Annotated in this window: 3 protein-coding genes; all 3 read left to right on the top strand. The window is 61.2% G+C overall.

Annotated elements, in window-relative coordinates:
- Positions 1 to 4248: amino acid adenylation domain-containing protein (locus ACKAMS_RS32770; protein WP_408990060.1), on the top strand; the 4248-nt coding region annotated here is incomplete at its 5' end.
- Positions 4249 to 4515: 267 nt separating this feature from the next.
- Positions 4516 to 17574, top strand: a complete 13059-nt coding sequence (locus tag ACKAMS_RS32765; protein ID WP_408990059.1) for an amino acid adenylation domain-containing protein — start codon at positions 4516 to 4518, stop codon at positions 17572 to 17574.
- A 158-nt stretch (positions 17575 to 17732) separates the two neighbouring features.
- Positions 17733 to 24348 (top strand): amino acid adenylation domain-containing protein (locus ACKAMS_RS32760; RefSeq protein WP_408990058.1); only part of this gene is annotated, 6616 nt, incomplete at its 3' end.

Here is a 24348-nt window from a genome sequence, read left to right as displayed (position 1 = left end):
TTGGGTGAGCGTTTGGTGCGTGTGTTGGGTGGGTTTGTGTCGGGTGTGGGTGTGGGGGATGTTGATGTGTTGGGTGGGGTGGAGCGGTCGTTGGTGTTGGGGGGTTGGTCGGATACTGCTCGTGTTGTTGGTGGTGGGGCGAGTTTGGTGTCGTTGTTTGATGAGCAGGTGGTGCGTTCTCCGGGTGCGGTTGCGGTGGAGTTCGAGGGTGTGGGTGTTTCGTTTGGTGAGTTCGATGCGCGTGTGAATCGGTTGGCTCGTCGGTTGATTGCGGAGGGTGTTGGTCCGGAGTCGTTGGTGGGGTTGGCGATTCGTCGTAGTGTTGACATGTTGGTGGGTATTTATGCGGTGTTGAAGGCTGGCGGTGCGTATGTGCCGTTGGATGTGGATGCGCCGGTGGATCGTGTGGCGTTTGTGGTGGAGACGGCGCGTCCGGTGTGTGTGTTGTCGACGGTGCGTGATGGTTTTGTCGGTGTGGGTGGGGTGCCGGTGTTGTTGGTGGATGTGGTGGATGTGTCGGGGTTCGATGCGTCGCCGGTGGTGGATTCCGAGCGGTTGGGTCGGTTGCGTGCGGAGAATACGGCGTATGTGATTTTCACGTCGGGGTCGACGGGTCGGCCGAAGGGTGTGGGGGTCTCGCATGCGGCGATTGTGAATCGTTTGTTGTGGATGCAGGGGGAGTACGGGCTTGGTGCTCGTGATGTGGTGTTGCAGAAGACGCCGGTGACTTTTGATGTGTCGGTGTGGGAGTTGTTCTGGCCGTTGCAGGTTGGTGCGCGGTTGGTGATTGCGGTTCCGGATGGTCATCGGGATCCGGGGTATTTGGTGCGGACGATTGTGGAGTCGTCGGTGTCGGTGGTGCATTTTGTGCCGTCGATGTTGTCGGTGTTCGTGGAGTCGTTGGCGGATTCTGTGGTGGCTGATTCGGCTGGGTCTGTTGGTTCGGTGGGGGCTGGGTCGTCGTTGCGGTTGGTGTTTGCTTCGGGTGAGGCGTTGTCGGTGTCGGTGGCGTCTCGGGTGGGGGAGGTGTTGCCTGGGGTTGGTTTGCATAATTTGTATGGTCCGACCGAGGCTGCGGTGGATGTGACGTTCCATGAGGTGGTGGCGTCGGATTCGGTGGTGGTGCCGATTGGTCGTCCGGTGTGGAATACGCGGTTGTTGGTGTTGGATGCGTGGTTGCGTCCGGTGCCGGTGGGTGTTGCGGGTGAGTTGTATCTGGCGGGTGTGCAGTTGGCGCGTGGGTATGTGGGGCGTGCTGATTTGAGTGCGGATCGGTTTGTGGCGAATCCGTTCGGTGTGGTTGCTGGTGAGCGGATGTATCGCACGGGGGATGTGGTGCGGTGGTCTGTTGACGGTGAGGTGGAGTACATCGGTCGTAGTGATTTCCAGGTGAAGTTGCGGGGGTTGCGGATCGAGTTGGGTGAGATTGAGGCGGTGTTGTCGGCGCAGGTGTCGGTGGCGCAGTCGGTTGTGGTGGTTCGTTCGGATCAGTTGGTGGCGTATGTGGTTGGTGCGTCTGGTTTTTCGGTTGATGTGGATGAGTTGAAGTTGGTTGTGGGTGGGGTGTTGCCGGGGTATATGGTGCCGGCGCATGTTGTGGTGTTGGATGCGTTTCCGCTCAGTGTTGCGGGGAAGTTGGATCGGCGGTTGTTGCCGGAGCCGGTGGCGGTGGCTCGGGTGTGGCGGGCTCCGGTGTCGTCGGTGGAGTTGTTGGTGGCGTCGGTGTTCGAGTCGGTGTTGGGTGTGTCGGGTGTGGGGCTCGATGATGATTTCTTCGAGTTGGGTGGTAACTCGTTGATTGCGACTCAGGTGGTGTCGCGGTTGGGTGCGGCGTTGGAGTCGTCGGTGCCGTTGTCGGTGTTGTTCGATGCGTCGTCGGTGGGGGCGTTGGCGGGTGTGGTTGCTGCTGGTGTGGGTGTTGGTGGTCGGAAGGCGTTGGTGGCGGGGGTTCGGGCGTCTCGGGTGCCGTTGTCGTTGGCGCAGCAGCGGATGTGGTTCTTGAACCAACTCGACACCGAGTCGACTTCCTACAACATCCCGATGGCTCTGCGCTTGGAAGGGGCGTTGGATGTGGAGGCGTTCCGGGCTGCGGTGACGGATGTGTTCTCCCGTCACGAGGCGTTGCGGACGATGTATCCGACGGATGCGGACGGCCCGTATCAGGTGGTCGTCCCGACCGCAGAAGCCGTGTCCGAACTCGTTGTCACACCGGTGGAAGGCGACGAGGCGATGCGCGACGCCGTCGTCGGCATGATGGCCCGCGGATTCGATGTCACCGCCGCTCCGCCGTCGCGAGTCGGACTCTTCGCACGTGAGTCGAACGATCATGTGTTCGTCATGGTCGTTCATCACATCACGGCCGACGGGGCTTCGATGGCGCCACTGTCGCGAGATGTGATGCAGGCCTATGTATCTCGCACGCAGGGTATGGCTCCGGAATTTTCACCTCTTGCAGTGCAGTATGCGGATTATGCCCTGTGGCAACGCGATGTCGTCGGAGAGGAAGACGATCCAGGCTCGGTCCTGTCGACTCAAATCGACTACTGGCGTCGCAACCTCGAGGGAATGTCGGACAAGATCGAACTCCCGAGCGATCGTCCGCGCCCGGCGGCGGCCTCGGGAGTGGGAGATTCGATCTCTGTTCCCGTCTCGGCCGATATCTATCGCGAAATGGTGGCGGGCGCTCGGAGTCGTCGCGCGACCGTCTTCATGTATGCGCATGCGGCATTGTCGGTTCTGATCTCGAAGTTGACGTCGTCCACCGACTTTGCAATCGGTACACCGATCGCGGGCCGAGGCGAGGAACAACTCGACGATCTGGTCGGCATGTTCGTGAACACGTTGCCCCTCCGTGCACAGATCGATTCGTCGATGACCTTCGGTGCTCTGCTCGAATCACTCCGTGACAAGGACATCGAGGCATTCTCCAATGCAGATGTTCCGTTCGAGCGGATTGTCGAGGTATCGGCGCCTGCACGTTCGTCCGCGTACAGTCCGCTGTTCCAGGTGGCCTTGTCGGTGGAGCCGTTGGGGGACGCGAAGTTCACGCTGCCAGGTTTGACGATCTCGGCTGTCGACGGCGGTGCGCCGGCTGCGAAGTTCGATCTCGAGCTGACACTCTCTACGCAGATCGCCGAGGATGGCGAAGTAGAGGCAGTCTTCGCGAACTGGACGTATGCGGTCGATCTGTTCGATCGCACCACCGTCGAGGCCTTCGCTGAGCGATTCGTCCGAGTTCTGTCCACGGTGACCGCGACACCCGACGTTCGTATCGGTGACATCGCGATCATGACCGAAGACGAACGCGCCGAGTTGTTGGTGGGTGCGCCGACCGCGGTGGCCGACACGGATGTGGAGGGAACAGTCGTCCGGCAGTCGATCACGCAATTGATCGCTGCCGTGGTAGAGGAGGACCCAGAGGCTCCCGCGATCGCGAGCGGAGAGGACGAAGTCAGCTACGCGACTCTCGACGCTCACTCGTCCAAGCTGGCCCGCGTCATCTCCGCTCGAGGTATCGGGGCACGCGATGTCGTCGTGATCGACATCGGCGACGACATCGACCGCGTTGTGGCAATCTGGGCCGCCGTGAAGACGGGGGCAGCTTTCTGCGTGCTGGACTCGGGGCTGGATCAGTCGGTCGTCGAACCATCACTTGCCGGCTCGAATTCGACGCTTTGGCTCGTGTCGGGTGTGAGCCCCTCTGACGGAACCCCGTCGACGCAGACCGGCAGGCTCTTCCTCGGTGCCGCGGCGATCGTGGACGAGTTGGCAGCTACATCTGCTCGCCCGTACTCCTACATCGATGCAGTCAGACCTGTCGAACAGGCGGATCCGGCCTACATTGTCGTTCGAGGCGACGGTTCGTCCATACACAGCGTGGATCATCACGCACTCGGTGCGGTGATGGCACGGATGCAGACTGCGTACGGACTCGGATATGACTCCCGTGTGTATTCGGCAGCCGGAACTTCGGCGGAGAGCTTGGGGCTCGCGGTCCTGTCGGCAGCACTGTCGGGCGGTGCGTTTGTAGTCGGTGGAACTGAGGACCTGTCGGCATTCGTCGCTGACGAATGGGTTTCTCACCTCTTCGCCTCGAACGAAAGCGTTCGTGATCTGGATCAGTCCGAGACGCCGGATCTGCAGGCGATCATCGTCACGTCCAGCGACGGGATCCCTGCTGAGGCGACCGTCGACTCGAATGTGGCGATATACACACTCGACCTGCCTCAGAGCGAAATCCGCGAGTGAGGTGACCCCGTCCGAGCAGCGGCGTTGCTCGGACGGGATCCTTTCCACCGCCAACTACTATCAAGTGTCGGCCCCCGTCGGTAACAAATGAGTGACGGGGCCGATGAGGTATATATGGACACTTGGTCCCGAGCTTCGTCGTGCCCGAAAACAGGTGCGTTCGATGCGGTGAGGGATTGCAAGTGAACGACCGAGCGCAATGAAGGTGAGTTGTTTCATGCTCCGTGGAGTGTCTCTGAACGTCGTCCGAAAGCTCGGTGGAAGAGCATGAGCGCAGCGGAGTCGACTCCACGCAGGCCGGCTCGTCAGAGGCCGTCACGTACGCGACCGACGAAGGTGCGTTTGCTCCCGCAACTGTTGTCAGCGGCCGTCGAAATGGCACCGAACAACGTTGCGCTCAGGTTCGGCACGAGATCGATGACATATGGAGACCTCGATACGAGGTCCTCCAAGCTCGCACGGATCCTGATTTCGCGGGGACTCGGCCCCGAAGATCTTGTGGCCATCTCGATACCTCGCTCGATCGAATCGATCGTTGCGCTGTGGGCGGTCGCCAAAATCGGAGCCGGGTTCGTACCGGTGGATCCCGACTATCCCGAGCGTCGGGTGGCGCACATGCTGGACGACTCCGGTGTCACTTCGGGAATTACGGTGGCGAACAAACGGCCCCAGCTGTCGAATGCAATCGACTGGATCGTCCTCGATTCCGACGAAGCGTGCGCCCTGATCGACGACCGATCGGGTGAACCGATCACCTATGCCGATCGCGTTCGCACTTTGCGTGCGGACCATCCTGCGTACGTCATCTACACATCGGGGTCGACGGGCTTGCCCAAGGGTGTAGTGGTCACGCACGGCGGATTGGGAAACTTGCTGGCGGAGCAGGTCCGTGCGCTGGGTGCGTCCACGAAGTCTCGAGTTCTCCACTTCGCCACACCGAGTTTCGACACTTCTCTGTTCGAGCTGCTCTTGACTGTCGGTTCCGGCGCGACCATGGTCGTCGTCCCTTCCGACATATTCGGTGGTCCGGAACTCGAGGAACTCATCCGACGTGAGTCGGTGACACACGTCGTCGGCACTCCGTCTTTGTTGGCGTCGATCGATCCGACGGATCTTGATTCGGTTGAACTCGCACTGGTCGGTGGCGAGGTCTGCAAGCCGGAGTTGGTCGCCCGATGGTCGCCCGGGGTGAAATTCTTCAATGCCTACGGTCCGACGGAAACTACCATCGTCGTGACCGTCAGTGCAGAACTCCATGTCGGGCAGTCGGTTACGATCGGCGCTCCGTTTGCCGGCGTGACTGCCTATGTTCTCGACGCCCACCTCCAGCCAGTTCCTGTGGGCGTAGTGGGCGAACTGTACGTCGCGGGCCCGTCTCTTGCTCGGGGATACCTCGGCAAGCCCGCACTGACTTCCGAACGCTTCGTCGCCGATCCCTACGGCGCGCCCGGATCCAGGCTGTACCGAACCGGCGACCTCGTTCGCTGGGTACCAGGGTCGGCAGAGACGTCGACCCGGGACATCGAATACGTCGGTCGCGCAGACGATCAACTGAAAATCCGCGGATTTCGAATCGAACTGGGCGAAATCGATGCTGTGATGGCGAGTCATCCCGACATCGATTTCGTGGCAACCGACCCTCGCAGTACGGCCGATGGTGACGTCAGCCTCGTCTGCTATGTAAAGCCGCGCAACGGATCTTCCGCTGACGCCGATGTCCTGAACGCCTACGCACGCGAGATACTGCCGCGCCACATGGTGCCGAATACGTTTGTCGTCATCGATCACGTTCCGCTGACGCCGGCGGGAAAGCTCGACAGGCGCGCACTGCCCGATCCGGTTGCGGTGGAACGTGTCTACCACGCTCCTTCAACGGATGCGGAGGCAAAGATCGCTGCAATTTTCGAAGAGATTCTCGGTGTCGAAGGAATTGGAATCGATGACGATTTCTTCGATCTCGGCGGCAATTCACTGGTCGCGGCACGAGTGGTCGGGCGGCTGACCGCCGTCTTCGAAACGCGTATCCAGGTGCGAACGTTGTTCGACGCCTCAACAGTTGCGGCGCTCGCACTCGAAATCGAATCCGGCGCCGGCGAGGAAGTGAAGCGGCCGCCGCTGGTTGCGGAAGGTCGGCCGCAGCGCATTCCGCTGTCGCTGGCTCAGCAACGGATGTGGTTCCTGAGCCGATTCGACGTGGGCTCACCCGTGAACAACATCCCCATCGCTCTCGAACTGAGTGGTGACCTCGATACCGCCGCTCTCGATCTGGCCGTGCGAGATCTCATCGCACGACACGAAGTGCTACGAACGGTGTACCCCGAGTACGAAGGCAGAGGGCACCAGAACGTACTCGCTGCGACCGACGTCGAATTGGACCTGACACCGCATGGCGTCGGTGAAGACGAACTTCGCGCGAGCATTTTCACCATGGTGCTCACCGGATTCGACGTCACCACCGAGGTCCCGATTCGTGCGCGCCTGTTCGACCGCGGCGCAGGAAACTTCGTCCTGGTGTTCGTCATTCATCACATCGCGGCCGACGGTTACTCGTTGGGGCCTTTGGTGCGCGATGTCATGACGGCCTACGAATCGAGGGTTCGCGGGCTGGCGCCGACGTGGGAAGCTCTCGAAGTTCAGTATGCCGACTACGCGCTCTGGCAACTACGAGTGCTGGGGTCCGAGTCGGATGAGAAGTCGATCATGGCTCGCCAAATAGGTTATTGGACTGAGATGCTCGCGGACTTGCCAGAGCTGGTGGAATTGCCACTGGATCGACCACGACCGCCGGTGGCATCGAATGCCGGTGGAGTGTTCGACTTCGCGATCGATTCAGACCTGCACCTCGCCTTGACCCGACTGTCACGCGACAACGGTGTGTCGCTGTTCATGGTCGTGCACGCCGCCCTCGCACTACTTCTGTCGCGACTCTCCGGTTCGGGTGATGTTGCCGTCGGAACCCCGGTGTCCGGCAGAGGTGAACCCGCGCTCGACGACATCGTCGGAATGTTCGTCAATACACTGGTTCTTCGAACAACGATCAATCCGTCTGAAACCGTGTCCGACTTGCTCGAGGCTGTTCGAGACGTCGACCTCGGGGCCTTCGGCAACGCGGACGTACCGTTCGAGCGACTTGTAGAAGTACTGAACCCGGCTCGATCACAAGCCCATCATCCGCTCTTCCAGGTCGCGTTGTTCTTCCAGAACATGCCCGTCGACGAGTTGAACCTCAGCGGACTCACCGTCGCCGGTTGGGATACCGACGTTGCCGTCGCCAAGTTCGACCTTCAGTTGACGGCCAGTGAAATCACGGATTCTCACGGGGCGCCTGGTGGGTTGGCCATGTCGTGGCTGTACGCCACCGAACTCTTCGACATCGCCACTGTCGAATCCTTTGCCGGACGATTGATCAGGATCCTACGGTCCATCGTGGAGAACCAGGAAACCGCGGTCGGAGACCTGGAAATACTGGAAGACGACGAGGTCGAAGTTCTACTCGGTGATCAAGGCGATCGCCACGCCCTTGGTGCGGACGCGACCTTGGTTTCTCTGTTCCAGGATCAGGTCGCGCGTACCCCGAACGCGACAGCATTGACCTACGGTGACACCTCGCTGACATTCGCAGAGCTGAGCGGCAAGGTCAACAGACTCGCGCGATACCTTCTCACCGTTGGGGTCGGCCCTGAAAAGTGTGTGGCACTGGCTATTCGGCGATCCGAAGACCTGGTGGTCGGAATGTATGCCGTGCTGGTCGCAGGCGGCGCGTTTGTGCCGCTCGATCCCGATCATCCAGCCGATCGAATCAGCCATATCGTCGACACAGCAGATCCGGTATGTGTACTGACCACTCGCACTGACGGATTCACGCTGGCCGAGGGTGCGCCCGTCATCGCGGTGGACGACGTGGACCTCACGCGATTCGATTCGACGCCGATTCTTTCCGATGATCGCCAAGTGCCGCTGCGGGAGTCCGATACCGCGTACGTGATCTTCACTTCGGGTTCCACCGGTAAACCGAAGGGCGTCGCAGTAGAACATCGAGCGATCGTCAATCAAGTCGCATGGATGACGAATCGCTACCGAATCGGCCCGGACGACGTGTACCTGCAAAAGACGGCGACGACGTTCGACGTGTCGTTGTGGGGGTTCCTCGTCTCTGTTTCGGCCGGTGCTCACCTTGTGCTCGCGGCGCCGGACGGGCACCGTGATCCCGTCTACCTGAGTGAATTGATAGTGCGACACACAGTCACGTTGACGGATTTCGTTCCGTCGATGTTGACAGCGTTCGTGGCATCGGTGCCACCGGATGCTCTGCATTCACTGCGAGATGTGTTCGTGATCGGTGAGGCGTTGCCAGTTCACACGGCGCGAGGTTTCGCCGCTGTGGCCACAGCAGGGTTGCACAATCTCTACGGCCCCACCGAAGCTGCCGTCAGTATCACCGGCTACCAGGTGGACGGTTCGGAAGAACTGTCGGTGTCGATCGGTACACCCCAGTGGAATTCCGACTGCTACGTGCTGGATACCAGGCTGCATCCGGTGCCGGTAGGGGTACCGGGCGAGCTGTATCTCGCGGGAGCGCAACTGGCGCGTGGATATGTCGGTCGGCCAGACCTGTCGTCGGACAGATTCGTGGCAAACCCGTTCTCGGGCAACGGTAATCGCATGTATCGCACCGGTGATCTCGTTACCCGAGACGCCGGCGGTTCGCTGAACTATCTCAGGCGCATCGACTTCCAGGTCAAGTTTCGAGGGCAACGAATCGAACTGACCGAAATCGAAGGGGCGATTCTCGAAGTCGCCGGAGTTTCACAGGCGGTCGTCGCGGTGATCGACACCGCTACCGGCGATCGACTGGTCGCCTACATAGTGCCCGAACACGGGGTAGAGGTCGGAGATGTCGGACCCCACCTGACAAGCGTACTTCCGGCGTACATGATCCCGGAAGCAGTTGTCGTGCTGACCGAGCTCCCACTGAATTCGAGTGGAAAGTTAGATCGCAAGGCCTTGCCGGCGCCCGCCTTCGCAATCCGCGAATTCAGAGTGCCGACGACGCCGATCGAAGAGATCGTCGCATCCGTCTTTGCCGAGGTCCTTGCGATCGAACGAGTAGGTCTGGACGACGACTTCTTCGAGCTGGGCGGAAACTCACTGGTGGCGACTGGGCTCGTCTCCCGACTGGGTTCCGCGCTGGGGTTCGTCGTACCTGTCCGGGACGTCTTCGAGGCTACGACCGTCCATGCACTCGCCGCTCGACTGAGCAACACCCGCAATCGCAGTGTCAGGCCGAAGCTCGCTGCGCGAGAGCGGCCGGACCGAATCCCGCTTTCCCTCGCGCAGCAGCGTATGTGGTTCCTCAACCGCTTGAATCCTGACTCGGCGGTGAACAACATTCCTGTAGCTGTACGGCTTTCCGGCTCACTCGATGTCGACGCCTTGAGGCTGGCAGTGTTCGACGTGATTGCACGGCACGAGGTCCTGCGCACCGTGTACCCGGAGGTCGACGGAGTCGGGTATCAGCGCGTCCTCGACCCTGCCGCTGTTGTCCCGGACATGACAGCGGTTGCTGTCGGTGCAGACGAGTTGGAGGGTCGGATCGCGGAGATACTCTCCGATGGGTTCGATGTGGTCTCGCAAGCGCCGCTGCGAGGGGTACTCCTGGAATTGGCTGCCGACGAACATGTGCTTGTTGTGGTTGTACATCACATTGCGGCAGACGGCTTTTCGATGGGACCGTTGACCCGAGACCTCATGGCTTCCTATGCTGCCCATACGTTGGGGCATGGAGGGTTGGCGCAACCTGCCCTCGAAGTTCAGTACGCGGACTTCACGCTCTGGCAGCGTGAGGTGCTCGGTTCGGAAGACGATGCGGAATCGATTCTCTCGCAACAAGTCGACTACTGGACACAGACTCTGTCGGATCTCCCTGCAGCTACGAACTTGCCCTTTGATCGTAAGCATCCGGCCGTTGCGTCGAACCGCGGAGCACGGCACGTCTTCACAGTCGGTGCGCACGTTCACGACGGTCTGAATCGAGTTGCCCGCGAACGTGATGCGTCGTTGTTCATGGTGGTGCATGCGGCGTTTGCGGTGTTGTTGGCTCGGTTGTCGGGGTCCTCGGATGTGGTGGTGGGGACGCCGGTGGCGGGTCGTGGTGAGGCTGCGCTCGATGATGTGGTGGGGATGTTCGTGAACACGTTGGTGTTGCGGACCGAGGTTGATGGTGGGGCGTCGTTCGGGGATGTGGTGGGGGCGGTTCGTGAGGTGGATTTGGGTGCTTTCGGGCATGCGGATGTGCCGTTCGAGCGGTTGGTGGAGGTGTTGAATCCGGTTCGTTCGCAGGCGTGGCATCCGTTGTTCCAGGTGGCGTTGGCGTTTCAGAATTTGGGTCAGTCGGTGTTGGAGTTGCCGGGGTTGTCGGTCTCTGGTGTTGATTTCGATGCTGCAGTGGCGAAGTTCGACCTCGAACTGTCGATCTCCGAGTCGATCGGAGATCGCGGTGAATTGCAAGGTATGGCAGCGACGTTCACGTATGCGACGGATGTGTTCGACGAGGGGACGGTTGTCGGTTTCGGTGAGCGTTTGATTCGTGTGTTCGAGGCTGTTGTGGCGGATTCGTCGGCAGTGGTCGGCGACATCGCGATTCTGGATTCGACGGAAACGCAGCTGCTGGCACCGGTATCGGGCCCGGACTGCGCCCAACCGCAGACTTTGGTCGACATCTTGACGGCAGCGGTCGATCGTGATCGGTCGGCCGTGGCGGTTCGCTCCGAGGGGCGCTCGATCACCTACGGCGAATTGGACGCAGAGTCCTCACGCCTGGCGAGGATGCTGATCAGTCGCGGTGTGGGGCCGGAATCACTTGTTGCCCTGGCATTCCCGAGATCGTACGACATGGTCAGGGCCGTCTGGGCCGTGGCGAAGTCGGGTGCGGCTTACGTACCCGTCGATCCCAGCTATCCGGATGTCCGAGTCCGTCACATGGTGACCGATTCGGAGGCAGTGCTCGGTCTTACGACCGAGGCGCACCGTGATTTGTTGCCGGACGAGGTGGAGTGGATCGCTGTCGGCGAAGCCTTCATGGAGGATGCGGCGAGGAGGTACACGGACGAGGCCGTCACGGACTCGGATCGTGTTGCGCCGCTGTCGGTTCTCAACGCTGCTTACGTGATCTACACGTCAGGCTCGACCGGTATGCCCAAGGGTGTCGCCGTGACACACACGGGTCTGCGCGCGATCACCGACGAAGCCGCTCGGCGCTATCGCCTCGACCAAGGTGGGCGATTCCTGCACATCTGCTCACCCAGCTTCGATCCCTCGGTGCTCGAATGGATGGTGGCATTCTCACGCGGCGCCGTGTCCGTGATCGTTCCCGCCGATGTCATCGGAGGCGTGGAACTGCACGAGATTCTCCGTACGGAGCGGGTGACCCATGCGATCATCACGCCGGCGGTGCTGGGAACGGTCGACCCGACCGGACTCGACGACATCGAGGTCGTCTCGGTGGGCGGCGATGTCACCTCTGTCGATCTCCTCGGGCGTTGGCAGCCCGGACATCGGTACTTCAATGCATATGGGCCGACCGAGACGACGATTATTTCGTCTTATGCAGAGCTGCGCGCGGGTGAACCGATCACCATCGGTGTTCCCGTTCCCGGTGTGCGCGCGGTGGTGCTCGACGGTCGACTGAATCCGGTTCCGGTAGGTGTTTCCGGCGAGTTGTACTTTGCGGGTGGGGCATTGGCTCGCGGATACCATGGTCGCCATGGCCTGACTGCGGACCGTTTTGTTGCCGATCCGTTCGGTCAACCGGGCAGTCGCATGTATCGAACAGGTGACGTGGTTCGCTGGTCGGGACGTAGCGCAGAGAGTTCGGCAGGCGAGCTGGTCTATGTCGGGCGCAGCGATTTTCAGACCAAGATTCGCGGATTCCGAGTCGAGTTGGGTGAGGTCGATGCCGCACTCGCCGGTCATCCGAGCGTCGATTTCGCAGCGACTCTCGTTCGGACCTTGCCATCGGGGTCACCAGTTCTCGTGTCGTACGTGTGCGCTCTAGCGGGCTCCTCGATCGACGTACGAGAGTTGACCGAGTTCCTCGGGATCTCGTTGCCTCCGCACATGATTCCGTCTGCTGTGATCGTTCTGGAATCGGTCCCACTGACGCCAGTTGGCAAGTTGGACCGTGATGCACTGCCGGAACCCGAGTTCGAGATGCGTGAGTTCCGTAGTCCGCGTACACCGGTCGAGGAGATCGTTGCCCAGGTGTTCGCCGAAGTACTCGGCGTGGAGCGGGTCGGTCTCGACGACGATTTCTTTGATCTCGGCGGGAACTCACTCATTGCGACACAGGTCGTGTCCCGCTTGAGCTCCGCCCTCGACGCCCGAGTTCCGGTGCGCGACCTGTTCGAGCATTCGACTGTCGAATCCCTTGCCGTCCGAGCACAATCGCGCGAAGGTCAAGGCTCTCGCCAGCAACTGACGGCAGGCGATCGACCGGATGTGCTGCCGCTTTCGCTGGCTCAGCAGCGTATGTGGTTCCTCAATCGTTTCGATTCCGACTCGACTGCATATTCGATTCCGTTGGCGCTCCGACTCGCAGGCGTCCTCGATGTCGAGGCGCTCGAAGCGGCGGTCGCCGACGTGGTCGAACGACACGAATCGTTGCGAACGATCTACCCTGAGGGAGAATCCGGGCCGGTTCAGATCATCCTGCCATCGGCGCGCGTTGCAGTGAACTTGACGCCGGTCTCCGTCGACGAAGGCGACGTGGTGAATTCGATCGTCGAACTCGTCTCGCGCGGATTCGACGTCACACAGAACGTGCCGCTGCGGATGCGTTTGTTCCGAACCGGTGACGATGCTTTCGTCCTCGCGGCGGCTGTTCATCACATTTCTGCCGACGGTGCATCGACGGCACCGTTCGCGCGAGATGTCATGGTGGCCTACGCAGCTCGGGTCAGCGGGTCCGCACCGACATGGTCGCCACTCGAAGTGCAGTATGCCGATTACGCGCTGTGGCAGCGGCGAGTTCTCGGGTCCGAGACGGACGAAGGTTCCACAGCGACAAGCCAAATCGCGTACTGGACCAAGGCGCTCAACGGGCTACCCGACGAACTGGCTCTGCCCACTGATCGGAGACGCCCTGCCGTCCAGTCGTTCCGTGGTGGCCGCGTCTCGTTTGCCCTCGATGCCGCACTCCATGCGGCGCTGCGGGGGTTGGCGCGAGAACGCAATGCGACGTTGTTCATGGCTGCTCACACCGCTTTTGCGATCCTTCTCGCCCGTTTGTCCGGGACCCGTGACATCGCGGTCGGAACCCCGATCGCGGGTCGCGGTGACCGCGCGCTCGACGATCTGATCGGGATGTTCGTCAACACGCTCGTGTTCCGAAGCGAGATCGACACGTCGAAGGACTTCTTCACCCTTCTCGACCAGGTACGCGAAGTCGACCTCCAGGCGTTCGCACACGCGGACGTGCCTTTCGAGCGGTTGGTAGAGGTTCTGAACCCGGTCCGCTCGACTGCACGCCACCCCTTGTTCCAGGTCGGTTTCTCGTTCCAGAATCATCAGCAGACCGCCGTGGAGTTGGCCGGCCTCAATGTCGAGGTTCTGGAAGTCGACCAAGGCATCGCTCAATTCGATCTCCAGTTGGTGTTGGCAGACCGATACGACGACGATGGTGCTCCGGCCGGTATCGAGGCGACCTTCAGTTACGCGACCGACCTTTTCGACAGTGCAACCGTCGAACGGTTTGCGTCGCGATTCTGCAGACTGATCTCATCGTTGGTCAGCGACCCGTCGGCACCTGTCGGTGATCTGTCGTTGATGGAGCCGAACGAACTCGTGCGCGTTGTGAATGAGTGGAATGACACGGGAGCTGCGGTCGGACCCGGTGCAACGCTGGTGGACCTGTTCGACGAACAGGTGGGCCTAGACAACTTCGCACCTGCCTTGTACTTCCAGGGACGCGAAATCTCTTACTCGGAGTTCGACTCCCGGGTCAACCGTCTGGCCCGTTGGTTGATCGAGCAGGGTGTGGGTCCAGAGTCTCTGGTGGCTCTGCATATGTCACGTTCATTCGATCTGGTTGTCGCCATGTATGCGGTGGTGAAGGCGGGTGGTGCCTACGTGCCACTCGATCCGTCGCATCCTCGCGAACGAATCGCGCTGATCGTCGAGACTGCGACTCCCGCGTGTGTGCTGTCCTCGGCTGCAGAGGTCTTGGACCTGGATGGTGTGCAGGTGGTGACGGTCGATTCCTTGGATTTGTCGGGGTACGCGGAAACCCCGATCAGGGATGGGGACCGTATCGGCTCCTTGAGTTCGACGAATACCGCGTACGTGATCTTCACGTCGGGATCGACCGGTCGGCCCAAGGGCGTAGCAGTGTCGCACGCGAGCATCGTCAATCAGTTGCTCTGGAAGCGGCACTACTTCGGTTTGGACGCGTCCGACTCGGTTCTGCTCAAGACTGCTGCCACCTTCGACCTGTCGGTGTGGGAGTTCTGGTCAGCTCTGACGTCCGGCGCCCGACTCGTCATCGCGGAACCCGACGGCCACCGCGATCCCGACTACCTCGTCAAACTTCTGCGTGAGGAGAAGGTGACCACGCTGCACATCGTTCCGTCGATGCTGTCGATGTTGGTGACTGCGGCCGGGGGTGGATTGCCCAGCACTCTGCGGCGAGTACTCGCTATCGGCGAAGAGCTTCCCGTGGCGACTGCACGGGAGTTCCTCGCCGCCAACAGTGCATCGCTGTTCAATTTGTACGGGCCGACGGAAGCCGCTGTGTCGGCCACTGTTCATCACGTCACCGACACGTCGGTGACGGCCGTCCCCATCGGCGTACCGGAGTGGAACACCCGGGCGTACGTTCTCGACGAGCGACTTCGCCCCACGCCTCCGGGAGTCGCCGGCGAGCTGTACCTCGCGGGCGCGCAACTGGCGCGTGGATACCAGGGACGTCCGGATCTGACCTCTGATCGTTTCGTGGCCGATCCCTTCGGTCTTTCGGGCACCAAGATGTACCGCACCGGTGACCTTGCGCGGTGGTCGGAGAGCGGACAGCTCGAATACCTGGGGCGAGTCGACTTCCAGGTGAAGATCCGGGGCTTCCGGATCGAGCTCGGCGAAATCGAATCCGTACTGCGTAGACACGAGAATGTCGCGGCTGCTGTCGTGGTCAACCGTTCGGACCCACACGTGGGGGATTCGCTGGTTGCATACGTGAGCGCTACACCTGGGACTTCCGTCGATCCGGACGCACTCAGGTCGTTCTTGTCCACTGAACTTCCGAGCTACATGATTCCGACGGACGTAGCGGTTCTCGAGAACATGCCACTCAACGTCAACGGAAAAATCGATCGAAAGGCCTTGCCTGAAATCGAGGTCGCCGAGCGTACGTTCCGCGCGCCGGCAACGCCGATCGAGCAGATCGTCGCCGGTGTGTTCGGAGATCTCTTGGGCGTCGATCGGGTCGGGCGTGACGACGATTTCTTCGCATTGGGCGGGAACTCGCTTGTCGCAACTCGCGCGGCGGCCCGACTCGGCGCAGCTCTCGACGGTGACGTTCCGGTACGGGCATTGTTCGAGGCATCAACTGTGCAGACTTTGGCGATGCGGGTCGAGGAACTCGCGGGCACCGGGTCTCGAACTCCTCTCGAAGCTCGACCGAGACCGAACCACGTTCCACTTTCACTGGCGCAGCAGCGAATGTGGGTGATCAATCGAATCGATCCGCAATCCGGCGCGTACAACGTCCCGATCGCGATCCGGCTCTCGGGGCGTCTCGATGTCGATGCGCTCGGCGCTTCGGTACGGGACGTGGTTCTTCGTCACGAGATTCTCCGGACCGTCTATCCCGACAGCCCGGAAGGTCCAGCTCAGAAGGTCGTGCCGATCTCGCAGATCGACCTCAGGTTGGATCCGGTGATGCTGGATCCGCAGCAGTTGGCGGATTCCGTTGCAGCAATTGCGACCGAAGGCTTCGACGTGACCGACCGCGTGCCGATTCGTACACGATTGTTCGAACTCGCTCCCGACGAGCATGTTTTTGTTGTCGTCGTGCACCACATCAGTGGTGATGCGTTCTCGACGGTCCCGCTGACCCGCGACGTCATGACTGCGTACTCGGCACGAGCAGCTGCCGACCAACCGGGCTGGAGTCCGCTGGCAGTTCAATATGCCGACTACACGTTGTGGCAGCGGGAGGTGCTCGGCGAAGAGAACGATCCCGCGAGCGCTCTGGCCGGACAACTCGACTACTGGACCCGCGAACTCGCCGGCGTTCCTGAATTGATCGAGTTGCCCACCGACCGCCCGCGACCGCCGCGGCCGTCGATGAAGGGTGCCACGGTCGAATTTTCGCTGGGTGCGCGTGGAGCGCGGCTCGCGCAGATCGCACGTGAGAACAACTCGACGATGTTCATGGCGATTCACAGCGTCCTCGCTGTGCTGCTGTCCCGCCTGAGCGGCGGTTCGGACATCACAGTCGGTACTCCGGTCGCGGGTCGAGGTGAACAACAACTCGACGACCTCGTCGGAATGTTCGTCAACACCCTGGTCTTGCGTACCGACGTCTCGCCTGCCGCGTCGTTCGAAGAGATGCTGGCCCAGGCAAGGACGAAGGATCTCGCAGCCTTCGGTAATGCCGATGTCCCCTTCGAACGACTCGTCGAGGCAGTTGGTCGCGAGCGGTCGAGCGCTTACTCGCCGTTGTTCCAGGTCATGCTGACGTTCCAGAACATTGCCGTCGGGTCGTTGGAATTGCCAGGTCTCGAAGTCACCGGACTCGGTGAGGACTACGGCCAGGCGAAGTTCGATCTGCAACTGACCGCGGTCGAGGAGTTCGCGGATTCCGGTGAGCTCGACGACGTGGCTCTGACATTCACCTACGCCGAGGACCTCTTCGATCGCGGAACGGTCGAGCTTTTTGCGGCCAGATTCTCGAAGATCGTCGACGCCGTCGTCGAGGATCCTTCGGTCGTTCTCCGGTCGATCGACATCGTCACCGACGCCGAACGCGAGGCATCGAAGCCTGTGGTGGTCCGGACGATCGCAGACATTCCGGAGTTGGTCGATCGCGCCAACGCAACGGACCCCGCGGGTACCGCATTGCGTCACGAGGATCGCGTTGTCACCTACGAGGAGTTGGCTGCGAAGTTTGCTGCGGTGTCGCAGGCGATGGGTGCAGCCCTGAAACCGGAGGCATTGGTCTCGGTCGCCTTGACCGGATTGATTCCCGGCATCGTGCCGGCATTGGGTGCGCAGGGATACGCCGAATTGTTGGAGGGAGTCATCGCCGCTGCCGAAGAAGTCATCGCGTCGTAGCGACGCTCTCGGATCAGGGTGAACGTTCGGTGTGAACGTGATCACACCACGAATGACAATCGGTTATCCGTCAAACTCGGGTGTCACAACCCTCGGGTAGGCTTCGTTGTTTGCGAAGCGTGCACATTTGCAGTGTCGTAGTTGGAGGAAACAGGTAGATGTTCGTTGACAAGTCTGGACAGAATTCGTTGACCATCGAGGATCTGCCGAGGCTCGTAGCGGCAATTGCCGAAATAGAGCCGGATCGACCTGCTCTGTCCTTCGAGGGTGTGTCTGTCAGCTACGCGGACTTGCATCAGCAACTGACAGATCTCGACACCGCGATGGGCGGAGTGCTCGGCCCGGACGCGCTGATTCCGATGGTCGTGTCTGGAGCATTGCCAGGGCTCGTGGAGTCGCGAACAGACGGCCTCGGAGCGGTGGTGTCCGACCTGCTGGCCGATGCGGGCGACGTCGTTCCGGACATGGTTGCGTCCTCCGATACCGTCGAGGAGACTCTGGTCTCGCTGTTCGAGAGTCAGGTCGAGAGAAGTCCGGATGCGATTGCACTCGAGTTCGACGGCACCGAACTCACCTACCGGCAATTCGACTCAGCAGCCAACCAACTGGCCCGAGAGCTGATCCGTCGCGGCGTCGGCCCTGATCGCCTGGTCGGAGTTGCGATCAAGCGATCGATCGACATGCTCGTTGCGATCTACGCCGTGGTCAAGGCTGGTGGAGCGTATGTTCCTCTCGATCCGGATCATCCTGCCGAGCGTATTGCTTATGTCATCGAGACGGCCCGCCCGGTCTTGGTCCTCACGTCTTCGCACAGCGAGCTACCGATCCCGTCGGAGACCGCGGTACTCGCTGTCGACTCGATTGCCGTGTCGGATCGGGACACCCCACCGCTCGCGTCGTCTGAGCGGCTGTCGCCGCTTCGTTCGGCGGACACCGCGTACGTCATCTTCACATCCGGTTCGACCGGTCGGCCCAAGGGCGTTGCAGTTTCGCACGCTGCGATCGTCGAGAACCTGTTATGGCGTCAGAGCGAGTACGGGTTCACCCCTGACGACGTGATTCTCCAGAAGACTCCTTTCACGTTCGACGTGTCCGTCTGGGAATTGTTCTGGCCTCTGCAGGTCGGCGCGAAGCTGCTCATCGCGACGCACGACGGCCATCGAGATCCTGCGTATCTGACGAAGGTGATCGTCGATCGCGGTGTCACGGCAATTCACTTCGTGCCGTCGATGCTCGCGGTGTATCTCGCCGAACCGGCCGCAGCGCTCGTGACTTCACTGCGCCTGGTCTTCGCGTCGGGTGAGGCGTTGCCGGGGCGTACTGCAGCTCGCTTCCGCGCCATCAGTGGCGCAGAACTGCACAATCTCTACGGTCCGACCGAGGCTGCGGTCGATGTCACCTACCACCGGACAAGCGATCTAGATCAGGATTCGGTACCGATCGGCCAGGCCGTCACCGGCACCGCGCTACACGTGCTCGACGACGGCCTGCGGCCGGTACCGACCGGCGTCCCGGGGGAGCTCTATCTCGCGGGCCCTCAGCTCGCTCGCGGGTATGTCGAACGCGCAGACCTGACGGCCGATCGATTCGTCGCGAACCCGCACGGCGCGAGTGGCGAGCGGATGTATCGCACCGGTGACTTGGTGCGCTGGCGCGGAACGGGTTCCGAGCGCACGCTCGAATACATCGGTCGAACCGACTTCCAGGTCAAGCTGCGCGGACTCCGTATCGAGCTCGGCGAAATCGAAGCGGTTCTTCTGCAGGATGATTCGATTTCCCAGGTTGTTGCGACGGTTCGGACCGTTGCCGGCGGCGATGCTCTCGTCGCTTACCTCGTGCCGGTCGCCGGCGCAGTCGTCGACCACGACTCTCTTGCTTCCGCGGCTTCGCGCAATTTGCCTGACTACATGGTTCCCGACCTGTTCGTCGAATTGGACGAGTTTCCGCTGAACTCGAGCGGAAAGCTCGATCGAAAGGCACTGCCCGAGCCTGATTTCGAACGCTCGAAGGTACAGTATCGAGCCCCGGAAACCGACACGGAAATCGCACTCGTGCAGATATTCGGCGAGCTCCTCGACGTCGGTGAGATCGGTATCGACGACAGCTTCTTCTCGCTCGGCGGCAACTCCTTGAGTGCTACGAGGCTGGTCACCCGGGTCAATTCACACTTCGGAGTGGACGTCGAGGTGCGGGCGTTCTTCGACGCCCCCGACATCGCTCGGTTCGCTGTGATCGTCGATCAGGCAAACCAATTCGGATCGACCCGCGTCCCTCTGGTGGCAGGCGAGCGACCGGAGTCGGTTCCGTTGTCGTCGGCTCAGCAGCGCATGTGGTTCCTCAACCGTCTCGAGCCCGAGTCCGCGGTCAACAACATCCCGATCGTGTTGCGGCTCAGTGGTGATCTCGATGTATCAGCTCTCGACGCGGCAATTTCCGACGTCGTGGAAAGACACGAAGTTCTGCGCACGGTGTACCCCGACGTGGAAGGTACCGGAGTGCAGAAAGTGTTGACCGCTGCGCAGACGCAGCGCGATCTCGAGGTGCGCTCCATCGAGGAAGACGCGCTGTACGGCCGCGTCGTCGAGGTGGTCGCCGCGGGATTCGATGTCACCAGTGAGGTCCCGTTCCGTGCCGAACTTCTCCACGTCTCCGCGCGCGAATTTGTCCTCGTCGTCGTAGTTCATCACATTGCCGGCGACGGCTTCTCGATGGGGCCGCTGACGCGGGACCTGGTTACTGCGTACGCAACTCGGACACGTGGCGAGAAGCCGATGTGGGAACCGCTTGCGGTCCAGTACGCGGACTTCGCTATCTGGCAGCGCGAACTCCTGGGAGCGGAGAACGATCCTTCCTCACTTCAGAATCGACAGCTCGCCTACTGGCGGAGCGCGCTCGACGGAGTGCCTGAAGAGCTCGCGCTGCCGGCCGATCGTCAGCGGCCGCAGTCGGCGAGCGGCGCGGGGTCGAACGTCGATTTCCGTATCGACGCCGAACTGCATGAGGGACTGGTTCGGATTGCTCGCGATTGCGGGACAACTCTCTTCATGGTCGTGCACAGCGCATTGGCTGTGTTGCTGTCCCGATTGAGTGCCACCGACGACATCGCCATCGGCACTCCCGTGGCGGGCCGCGGCGAGCAGGTGCTCGACGATCTCGTCGGCATGTTCGTGAACACGCTCGTTCTTCGCACCGAGGTCAAATCGACCGAATCGTTCGTCGACTTGCTTGCGCGGGTTCGCGAAACGGACTTGGCGGCTTTTGCACACTCGGATGTGCCTTTCGAGCGTCTCGTCGAGGAACTCGACCCGTCGCGAAGCCAGGCCAGGCATCCGCTCTTCCAGGTCATCCTGGCGTTCCAGAATCTTGATGCCGTGTCACTCGATCTCGGTGAACTGACGGTAGCTGCAGTCGATTTCGACGCCGAGGTGGCAAAATTTGACCTGCAGTTGACCATGTCGGAGACATTCGAGTCCGATGGCCGGGCCGCCGGTCTGGCGGCGGCGTTCACCTACGCCACCGATCTGTTCGACAAGGCGACCGTCAGTGGCTTCGCTGATACTTTTGTCGCAATCCTGCGGTCTGTGGCCCTCCGTCCTGACGTGATCGTCGGAGACGTGGACATCGTCGGCAGCGAACTCGCGACTATTGTCGAGGACTCCGCAGGTGAGGTCCACGAGGTGACGGCGAATACCGTCGTCGATTTGTTCGAAGAGATGGTTTCGCGCTCGCCGCACTCGATCGCAGTCGAGGACGCCGATCGAAGCCTCACCTATTCAGAGTTCGATGCCGAGTCGAACAGGCTCGCGCGTGCATTGATCGCTGTTGGTGTGGGGCCCGAGACTTCGGTTGCGCTGGCCCTTCGACGTTCGACCAGTCTCGTCATCGGTGTGTGGGCGATTCTGAAGACGGGGGCGGCCTATGTCCCGCTGGACCCGGAGCAGCCGATCGAGCGAATCCGGGACATAGTCTCGACTTCTGCTCCGATTGCCGTGTTGAGCGCGAATTCCGAGATCATGGACCTCGGAATCGATGTGCCGAACATTCGTGTCGACGAGGACGACTTCACGCGGTTCTCCGCAGAGAAGATCGAGGATCACGAAAGGACGCGTCCACTTCACCCGGACAACATCGGATACGTTATCTTCACCTCCGGCTCCACGGGCAAGCCCAAAGGTGTTGCAATATCCTATGCTTCGGCGGTCAGTCAGGTTGCGTGGTTGATCGGGAAGTACGCCGTCGACGAGTCCGATGCCGTTCTGTTCAAGTCGCCGGTCACCTTCGACGTATCGGTCTGGGAGATTCTGGCCCCGTTGGCCGCGGGCGCGAAGATGGTAGTCGCCGATCCTGACGGACACCGCGACCCTGCATATCTCACCGAGATCATCGAAGAACACTCGGTCACGATGGTGTCGTTCGTCCCCTCGGTGCTCGACGTCTTCGTCGGCGCGCTCACGGCCGGCCGCTGCCCGTCGTTGCGCACCGTCTTCGCGGCTGGTGAAGCACTTCCTGTGCACACTATCGCCGCAGTGCGGAAGGCTCTTCCCGCGGCACAGCTCCACAATCTGTACGGACCAACCGAGTTCACCGTTCACTCGACGGCGTTCGAGGTCGACGCGAGCGTCACCAACCGGGTATTGATCGGAACGCCTGTCTGGAACAGCGTCGCCCTGGTTTTGGACGATCGTCTGCGACCCGTGCCGACGGGTGTGACAGGAGAGCTCTATCTTTCGGGAGTTCAGGTGGCCCGCGGCTATATGAGGCGTGTGGACCTGACCGCAGAAAGATTCGTCGCCGACCCGTACGGCACGCCTGGCACCCGGATGTACCGCACCGGCGACGTCGTTCGTTGGTCCAAGTCCGGTGGTGGGATCGAATACATCGGTCGCAGCGATTTCCAGGTCAAGCTGCGCGGACTCCGCATCGAACTCGGGGAGATCGAGACGGTGTTGCGAGGCCACGATTCCGTGGGTCAGGCCGTCGTGCTGGTCATGCAGGACCGCCTGGTGGCGTATGTGACCGCAGCGCATGGCGCATCGCCCGCCGAGCCCGAGCTTGTGGCGCTTGCCGCTGCAGCCCTCCCCGCGTACATGGTTCCGGCGGCAATCATCGTTCTTGACGCGATACCGCTGAGCTTTACCGGAAAGCTTGACCGAAAAGCACTCCCGGAACCGGTGTTCTCCGTTCGTGAGTTCCGTGCTCCCGTCACACCCGGCGAAGTTCTGGTTGCCGGCATCTTCGCGGATCTTCTCGATGTTCCACAGGTCGGCCAGGACGATGATTTCTTCGCTCTTGGTGGAAACTCCCTGGTCGCTACACAGGTCGTCGCGCGGTTGAGCGCTGCGATCGGCAACCGAATTCCCGTGCGTGCGCTCTTCGACGCGTCCAGCGTGTCGGCATTGGCTGCCCTGGTGGACACCTCGGGCGACGACACCGCGCGCGATGCGCTCATCCGGCAGGAGCGACCGGACCTCGTTCCGCTGTCGATGGCCCAGCAGCGGATGTGGTTCCTGAACCGTTTCGATCCGGCATCCGGTGTGAACAACATTCCCGCCGCTATCCGACTGAGCGGACCGCTCGACGTGCGAGCACTCGAGACGGCAATCGAGGACGTCGTGCGTCGCCACGAGATTCTTCGCACCGTCTACCCTGATGTGGACGGCACCGGCCGTCAATCGATTCTCGCCGAATCCGAGATCGATATTGAACTGAATCCTGTTGCAGTTTATGGTGATTCGATCGAGAAGGTTGTCACTGACCTGGCGACCGAGGGCTTCGACGTGACCGCCCAGGTGCCATTCCGTGTCACATTGCTCGAACTTGGTGGCGAGGAATTCGTACTGGTTCTCGTGATGCATCACATCGCCTCCGACGGATACTCGTTGGGGCCGTTGACGCGTGACATCGTGATTGCATACGCAGCTCGCGTCGAAAATCAGGCTCCCGCGTGGCGACCGCTCGAGGTGCAGTATGCAGACTTCTCGATTTGGCAGCGCGCCACCCTCGGCGACGAAAACGACAGTGGTTCGGCCATCGCGCAGCAGATCGACTACTGGCGCCGCACTCTGTCCGGGCTGCCGGAACAGATTGAACTGCCGACCGATCGCCCGCGGCCCGCAGTGGCAGGCAATCGGGGTGCCTCCCATTCGTTCGACATCGATGTCGAGATGCATGAGGCGCTCAATCATGTTGCGCAAGAAAACAATGCAACGCTGTTCATGGTGTTCCACGCAGCGCTCGCAACTTTGCTCTATCGGGTGACCGGCTCGACGGACATCGTCGTCGGAACTCCCGTCGCTGGTCGCGGCGAGCAGGCATTGGACGATCTGATCGGCATGTTCGTCAACACGCTGGTGCTTCGGACCGAGATCGATCCGTCGACATCGTTGGCAGGGCTGCTGGAGGCTGTTCGTACCGTCGATCTGGACGCGTTCGACAATGCCGATGTCCCCTTCGAGCGTCTGGTCGAGGTTCTCGATCCCGTTCGTTCCCAGTCGCATCACCCACTTTTCCAGGTCATGCTCACATTCCAGAACCTGGCGCAGACCGAACTGCGTTTGTCAGGGCTCGAGATCTCCCCGGTCGACATCGACATGTTGATGTCGAAGTTCGATCTGCAACTCACCTTGGTGGAGAACCTGAGCGAAACAGGTGCTCCCGCCGGCATGTCCGCCGTATTCACTTACGCCACAGATCTCTTCGACGAGGGTTCGGTTGTGGTGTTGGGTGAGCGTTTGGTGCGTGTGTTGGGTGGGTTTGTGTCGGGTGTGGGTGTGG

It is taken from the genome of Rhodococcus sp. 5A-K4 (genome assembly GCF_046097995.1).
In the GTDB taxonomy this organism is placed as follows: domain Bacteria; phylum Actinomycetota; class Actinomycetes; order Mycobacteriales; family Mycobacteriaceae; genus Rhodococcus_F; species Rhodococcus_F erythropolis.
This window is presented reverse-complemented; position numbering and strand designations above follow the sequence as displayed.

Coding starts and splice junctions, on each gene's coding strand:
- ACKAMS_RS32765 (WP_408990059.1), top strand. CDS start 4,516: ATGAGCGCAGCGGAGTCGACTCCACGCAGGCCGGCTCGTCAGAGGCCG.